Below are 6,570 nucleotides of genomic sequence, written 5' to 3'. Positions count from 1 at the left end.
TCGTCATCAACGCCGCCAACAACTTCCCGGTCGTCACCAGCGGTGTCGGTCGCCGCGACGACGAGTTCGCCGTCGTCCGCGCCGGCCTGAACTACAAGTTCGGCTCGTACTAAGATCCGGTCGCGCTGCTCCCGGCCATCATGCCGGGAGAACACGGTGGCGGGCGAGGGGTAGTTGGTCCTCCCCACCGCTCGCCGCCGTCGAAGAGCAGCCATCCGGCTGACCTTCGCATACCCAGCCTGATCAAACTGGCCGCTCGATCGGCAGCGCCCTGGGAGCCCCGCTCCTGGGGTGTTTTTCATTGGCCGATCCAGCCCGGAGGCTGAGTGGCTAGGCTCAAGACAGCGCGAGCCTGATAAACGCAGACGGCCCGCCCCTGAGGGTGGGGGCGGGACTTCATCGGATTGGCGAACGCTCAACTACCCGCGTGTCAGAGGCCGAGCAGCGCCCGCGCCGAGCCCAAAGCCGTCGCCCCCAAGGCGAAGGCGAAAAGGCCAATCATCGCGTAAGAAACAGGCTTCAGCTTCATCAGCAGCGGTTGCCGCCGGTGGTCTGACCGTACTGCTTGACGGGGAAGTGCTGCTGGTTCGCGTTGCCCTCGGCGGCCGAGCTCATCGGGCAAGTCACCGGGTTGTTGTCGTATCCGAATAGGCCGCCGGCCGGGGCACCGAGCGAACCGGTGGCCTCGACGCCGTCGAGCTGAAGACCAGTCCAGGCGGTGGGACGCGGGCTGGCTGCGGCTGGCGAAAGCGCAGCGACGGTGAAGGCGAGGGCGGCGGCCAGCGCGGAGTAGCGGGTCGTCGTCATGGCGTTTCTTGATCTCCTCGGGGGCTGGGCCAGCCTGTCCGGCCCCGTCGCGTCCCGTGTGATCCGTAGGTGGGTAGCGCCTTGTCTCCGTGACGTGCCACCGGGCACGCGGCGGCGCGGATTAAAATCCGAGTTGGCCGGGCTGACTGAAGCGTGTGCTTCAAAAACGAAGGGCCGCCCTTGAGGAACAGGCGATCGCTTGCGACGCCCCCTCGACATCGTCCGTTGGACCGCCGCCGTCACGCTGCTGCGGGCGTCGGTCGAGAAGTGGGCCTACCCGCAGTGGACGGATCCGCTGCTCGCCGCCAAGCCGCAGATGACCATGGGCGCGACGCCTGAACTGTTCATGCAGGCCGCCGGTGTCATTGAGTTCACCTTGGCCTTCGCCCTGGTCCGGACGCCTCTGGTGCGGCGTGTAGCGGCCCTGATCCTGACGGGGATCTTCGTCTCGGCGATCTTCGAGTTCGGTAAGGTGGACGCGATCGGGCACTCCGGCATAATCGTGATGCTGCTCGGGATCGCGGCGGATGATGCCCGGACGACAGTGCGGGCGCGCGACGCCGCCTGGGCGCCCGCGTACTATGGTGGTGCTCTCGCTGCCTTCCTGAAGCTGTACTATCTCGGGCACGAGGCCCTGTTCGACACGGGCCAGCAATTCCCCGAACTCGCCAAACTGGCGGTGATTTACGAGACAGCGCCCGGGGATGGCGCCTGCAGGAATGCCTACTGCACGTGGATAGTGAGCTTCATCTTCGGGTGGATGCCGCACTGGATGATGAAGTCGCCGGGCTCCTTGAGGGTCAAAGTGGCCTGCTTGCCAGGCTCCTGATCGCCAGCGTCGAACGCGAACCGATCAGCCTCGATGAAGGCGTGGTGGACGGCGTTGTCGTCCCCGTTGACGAGGGTGATGGTGTCACCCTGGCGCAGGAACAGATCGGTCGGGTCGAAGTGCCTGCCCTTCTGCAGCACGATGCGAAAGGCGTTGGCGAGGCCGGCTTGGGCTGATCCAGCCACCAGCAGCGCTACGATCAGAGCGACGGGCCCCCCAAGGAGGAACGGTCGGCGCAAATTGCTAATAGTCACAGACACAACCCAGCAAAATTAGTTATCTGGATGTATGAGTAGCATAGCTTGGCTATATGTCGCCCAACTCGTATCAGTATATGCGCCTAAATCCGCTCGTGCTTCGCTCGCTATGCTCGAATTCAACGACATTTGTACGTCGATCGAAAGAGAATTCTTACTAAGTCGACTCTGGAGCTGCGCATCAAGCGTCGGATCCGGCGACGAGAACGCCTCATTCCGCAGTACTTGCCTGGGTCGAACATAGCTCCCACCTGCTGCCGCGAGATTCCCCCGCTCCACCGCATACAAGAACCTTTAACCGCCTTGCGCCACCATGCCCCCAGCGATCGGCTTCGGCCGCGCGCCGGAAGAGCAGCACCGGGGCCTGACACCCCTCGGCCTCGGTGCGGCCTCGCCGGTGCAGTCGCGATGATCGGACGCGATTGCGGCCAAGCTTGAGCCCGGCTAGACGCGCTGCCTTGCGGCGGCGTGGGGCCTGGATGAGCGAGGACTTGGCTGCCCTTCTCCTCGCCCTGGCGACCGAGAATACCGACCTACGCCAGCAGCTCGCGACCGCCCAGGACATGCCGATGGAGACCGCGGTCGACGCCGGCCACCTGCATGCCCGCATCGAGGCAGTACAGGACGAGCGGGATGCGTGGCGGGAGGAGGCGGAGCGGCTGCAGATGGGATCCTTGCGATCCGCTTGATGCAAGCAGTTCTCGTAGCAGTTGAGCGGCGCAAGGGTTCGCTAACTGATAGCCCCCAGCATCGCCGCCATGCCCAAGCGAACGCTTCGAACCCTAAAAGGCGCCTTCTGGATCGCCGTTCTAGGTCTCTGCTGCTTTTCGGCGGCTATGCTGGTGGAAGCCAATCGACCCGCAGAACCAGCCGTGGCGCACCTGCCGTCTGTAGATCCTGTCACGACCGGCGCTATCGATCGTGCTCCTATCCGGTGGTGTGGTGCTGCCTCTTGGTGCCGCTGAACCGAGGATCGGGTAGCGCCGATCTCGATCAGCGGCTGACCAGTGCCCAGCTCATTCCCCCGTTACTCCCAGTCATCGGCTGATCCGATCGCGGGCGCTTCGAGGGCTTGCTTGGCTGAAGTGTCAGCCCGCCTCCTACCAGCAGCAGGCGACTCTAGCCGAATCGATCCCGGAGGAATTCTTGCGACCGGTCGTGCGGGACGAGTTGTGCGGTGACGGTCCTTCACCCCTCCAAACGGTAGATCACGCCGTCGACCTGCGTTTGGGCGTGCAACGGTGGCTCTGACTCATTCTGGCTGATGCCAACGGCGTTGAGGTTGCGGACATCCACGATGGAGCCGCAGCATGCGCCCTCATTTCAGGCCGTCGAACCTCGTCTCTGCCGGATTCGTCGTCGATCACCTCGATGTCCGCGTCGATCGGATCGGTGCGGTCGTGAGGTCCGGGTCTACGACAGCCACTTGCCCAGACTGCCGGACCTCTTCACGTCGCACCCAAAGCCGCTACCAGCGCCGTGCCGTCGACCTGCCGCTCGGTGGTCGGCGCGTCGAACTGCACGTGATGGTGCGGCGCTTCCGGTGCAACGAGGTTGCCTGCGGGCGGAAAGTCTTCGCCGAGCGCTTCCCCATCATGCGCGTTGGAAAGAGGCGCAGGTGCAGCGGCAGCCGCCGATCAGGTGCTGCGGGAGTTCCTTATGCTTGGACGACCACCCGGAGATGATTTCGTGGGCGTGTCGCTCGGTTCCTTCCGTCGTGGCTTCCTACGGTTGCAGCACCTCGATCGCGGCATCGCACCTTTGCCAGCTCGATGCATGTGGATCCGACGTCCCCATTCGACATCTCGTTGGTCCGGTGCGGGCCGGCTCGATCAATGGAGTCGATCCGGCAGCGGGCCTATCGTCGTGGATGTTCGGAGCCCCGTCAGCGTCGAAGCGGCGCTTCATGCAACGGGGCGCATACTGCGCGCCTCTTCGTCGCATGCTAAATTTGTAGGCGCATCGAAGCTAAGCGTACCTTGGTCCACGCATTTGCCCAAGTTGCGCCGGGTGACCAAGCGTGGGTATCCGGCGTGCAGTGCGAGTGGTGCGGCGTGTGCTTGGACCACACCATAACGACAAAGGAATCGTACGAAGGAACGAACTCGTGCCGCGCGCTTCGGGTGGGGAGAAATCCACCCGCCAGATGGAAGATTTGGTGAGAAAGGCTAGGGAGCTATCTCGTAACTCATTGCCACCACTTGCCTTTCTCGAGCGAAAAGTAAGTGGTGGTGCGGGCAGTCAGGCGCGAACCAGTCTCCAACTGGCGCAGATCCCTGCACCAGCGAAAAATACAGCGATTTTTTCGATTTCCATAAGTCTGGCGTGTTCGGCTCGGCCGGTTCGATCTGGCGCTCCGTGGAATACAAAATCTTGCATTTCCGCCGGTGCCGTGGGTTGAAAGATCCGAGACACCGAAGCGCCGAGCCAGCAGATGCTATCAATCCGCCCTCGTCGTCCTTAATTTTTTTGCTGGGGGTCTATCGGGATCGTTTACCCGAGGGCGCAGACACGGCCGACCTCGATGACCTGTTCATTCCGAGCTGGGTAACACGATCGGGTTGCGTTTCCCGCGGCGATCCGGCATTCAAATGGCTGCCGCGATCGGGTCCCGTTCCCGATTATCGCGGTCCCGGGGACCGATCGCCACGAGATGGTGGTCGTCTGCTCGCGGACATCACGAACTCGAAGCAGCGCAGGGCGCATCAGCCCTAGGCAGCATCGGTTTGGCACGTACGACCCCTGTCGGTCGTTCGCCAACTGATGACTGCGCGCTGACGACCATCCCTCCGAGCTTCGGTCTCCAACCTTGTCACAGGCTTGGAGGCTTCGATGTCACGTAGAGAAAAACTTGGCCCTGCCGTCGCGGTAGCGGACCTCTCATCCAGTGTAGCGAACGCCAACACGATCGCCCTCGACGAGGCGCCGCGCCTGGCCATCGGTTCCGGGCTGGAAGGTCGCTACGGGCTCGCTCCCTTGAGTGCCCTCCTCGAGAACCCGCACCGTGTGCAGGTCCACTCGCCGCAGCAGCTGAGTAAGCTGAGCCGCGCGATCGAGGTCACAGGGCAGCTGGCTCCTGCGATCATCGACGAGCGCTACATGGTCCTCGCGGGTCATGCCCGCCTCGCCGCAGCCAAGGCGCTGGGTCACGCGAGCATGCCGGTGGTTCAGGTCTTCAACCTGTCGCAGGCACAGAAGCGCGCCTTCCTACTGAGCGACAATCGCGTCGGCCTCGATGCCCGCCTCGATCGTAAGACACTGGCCGCCCAGATCCCCGAGCTGACCTTGTTGTTCGAGGATGCCGGTCTCACTCTCAGTGACACCGGCTTCGAAGTCGCCGAAATCGACACGCTGGTGATCGACTTCGAGGATGGCGGCCCCGAGCCGGACGATGCCATCGATCCGGCGCTCGCTGCCGGTGGGATCGTGCTCCGGCAAGGCGACGTCTTCGCTCTGGGCGAACATCGCCTCGCCGTCGGCGATGCCCGCGACGCCGGCCTGCTCGATCGACTCATGTCCGGTGAGCAGGCCGAGGTCGCCTTTCTCGACCCTCCGTACAACGTGCCGGTCCGCTCGATCGGCGGGCGCGGTCGCAGCCGGCATCCCGAGTTCGCCTTCGCCTCGGGCGAGATGAGCCGGGTGGAGTTCGTCGCCTTCCTGGAGGCGGCCCTCGGCAACGCCGCCCGGGTCTCGGTGCCTGGCGCGGTCCACTTCGTGTGTATCGACTGGAAACATTGTCGCGACCTCATCGAGGCCGGCGAGAGTGTCTATGGCGCTTATCTCAACCTCGTCACCTGGGTGAAGACCAACGCCGGACAAGGCGGTCTGTATCGCAACCAGCATGAGTTGATCGGCGTGTTCCGAGTCGGGGAAAAGCCGCATCGCGACAACGTTCAGATGGGCCGGTTCGGGCGCAACCGCTCGAATGTATGGACCTATGCCGGCGCCAACACCTTCCGTGCCGGACGCATGGATGACCTCAACGACCATCCGACGGTCAAGCCGATCCAGTTGGTGATCGACGCACTGAAGGACGTCAGCCAGCGCGACGCCGTGGTCCTCGACACCTTCGTGGGCTCGGGCACCACGATCCTCGCCGGCGAGCGGATCGGTCGCCGTGTGCGGGCGGTGGAGTATGAGCCACGCTACGCCCAAATCGCGATCCGGCGCTTCGAGGCGATGACCGGCCAGAGCGCCCGGCACATCGAGACTGGTTTGACGCTCGCCCAGCTGAATGAGCTTCGCCTCGTGCAGGAGCAGTCGAGTGCGACGGTCGATCAGTTCCCGGAGCCGACGCCACCGCTCGCGGCGGCCAGACCGCGGGTGCGGGAACAACTGAACCGACCCAGCTCGTAGCCGCACGACGCGCGCCGCGCATTGGTCTCGACCCGACCGTCGTCGATGAGATGCTATGACCCAGAGTGAATCGCTCCGGGCCATAGCACAATCGTGCCTATCTGATTGTATTAGCTAATGTAAAACAACAATATCGACATAAAAATTGCCGATAATATGCCTGTATGATTGACAATGCGCGATCGAGAGGGTATTTTCGTCTCATCGCAGCAAGTCATTGCGATTTCGTATTCGAGACGTACCCGGGAAGACGAGCCGCTATCCTGGCGGGTTCATCGTCATCGTTCCCCAGCGGAACGGCATTCCGGCGCAGTCACGTCC

4 protein-coding genes and 3 pseudogenes are annotated in these 6,570 nt (G+C 63.4%); 5 read left to right on the top strand and 2 right to left on the bottom strand.

The window, feature by feature from the left end; all coding sequences use genetic code 11:
* A pseudogene (locus OXS49_RS22910) lies at window positions 1-113 on the top strand (porin family protein); the annotation flags it as partial.
* Between the two features lie 415 nt (window positions 114-528).
* On the opposite strand, the gene OXS49_RS22905 reads toward OXS49_RS22910, so the two are convergent.
* Window positions 529-807: a hypothetical protein gene (locus OXS49_RS22905; protein ID WP_244006764.1), complete on the bottom strand. Its 279-nt coding sequence runs from the start codon at window positions 805-807 to the stop codon at window positions 529-531.
* Between the two features lie 202 nt (window positions 808-1,009).
* Between OXS49_RS22905 and OXS49_RS22900 the strand changes: the two are divergent.
* Window positions 1,010-1,447: pseudogene (locus OXS49_RS22900) on the top strand (hypothetical protein); the annotation flags it as partial.
* A gap of 83 nt (window positions 1,448-1,530) precedes the next feature.
* Here the strand turns inward: OXS49_RS22900 and OXS49_RS22895 are convergent.
* Entirely contained in the window at window positions 1,531-1,821 is a 291-nt protein-coding gene (locus tag OXS49_RS22895; RefSeq protein ID WP_267426911.1) for a hypothetical protein, read from the bottom strand.
* A gap of 551 nt (window positions 1,822-2,372) precedes the next feature.
* On the opposite strand from OXS49_RS22895, the gene OXS49_RS22890 reads away from it, so the two are divergent.
* The 3 genes and pseudogenes from OXS49_RS22890 (at window position 2,373) to OXS49_RS22880 (ending at window position 6,249) form a co-directional block, all read left to right on the top strand.
* Window positions 2,373-2,582, top strand: coding sequence for a hypothetical protein (locus OXS49_RS22890; protein ID WP_244006761.1), 210 nt, complete (start codon window positions 2,373-2,375; stop codon window positions 2,580-2,582).
* Between the two features lie 621 nt (window positions 2,583-3,203).
* Window positions 3,204-3,482: pseudogene (locus OXS49_RS22885) on the top strand (transposase family protein); the annotation flags it as partial.
* Between the two features lie 1,243 nt (window positions 3,483-4,725).
* On the top strand, window positions 4,726-6,249 hold the full coding sequence (locus OXS49_RS22880; protein WP_267426910.1) for a DNA modification methylase: 1,524 nt from the start codon (window positions 4,726-4,728) through the stop codon (window positions 6,247-6,249).
* Window positions 6,250-6,570: the final 321 nt, after the last annotated feature.

It is taken from the genome of Methylobacterium sp. GC_Met_2 (assembly GCF_026540795.1).
Lineage (GTDB): Bacteria > Pseudomonadota > Alphaproteobacteria > Rhizobiales > Beijerinckiaceae > Methylobacterium.
Note: the sequence above shows the minus strand (reverse complement) of the source record. Positions and strands in the feature narration are given on the sequence as shown.

Bases quoted from the DNA above. Each gene is read 5' to 3' on its own strand.
- OXS49_RS22905 (WP_244006764.1), bottom strand. From the start codon at position 807: ATGACGACGACCCGCTACTCCGCGCTGGCCGCCGCCCTCGCCTTCACC.
- OXS49_RS22890 (WP_244006761.1), top strand. From the start codon at position 2,373: ATGAGCGAGGACTTGGCTGCCCTTCTCCTCGCCCTGGCGACCGAGAAT.
- OXS49_RS22880 (WP_267426910.1), top strand. From the start codon at position 4,726: ATGTCACGTAGAGAAAAACTTGGCCCTGCCGTCGCGGTAGCGGACCTC.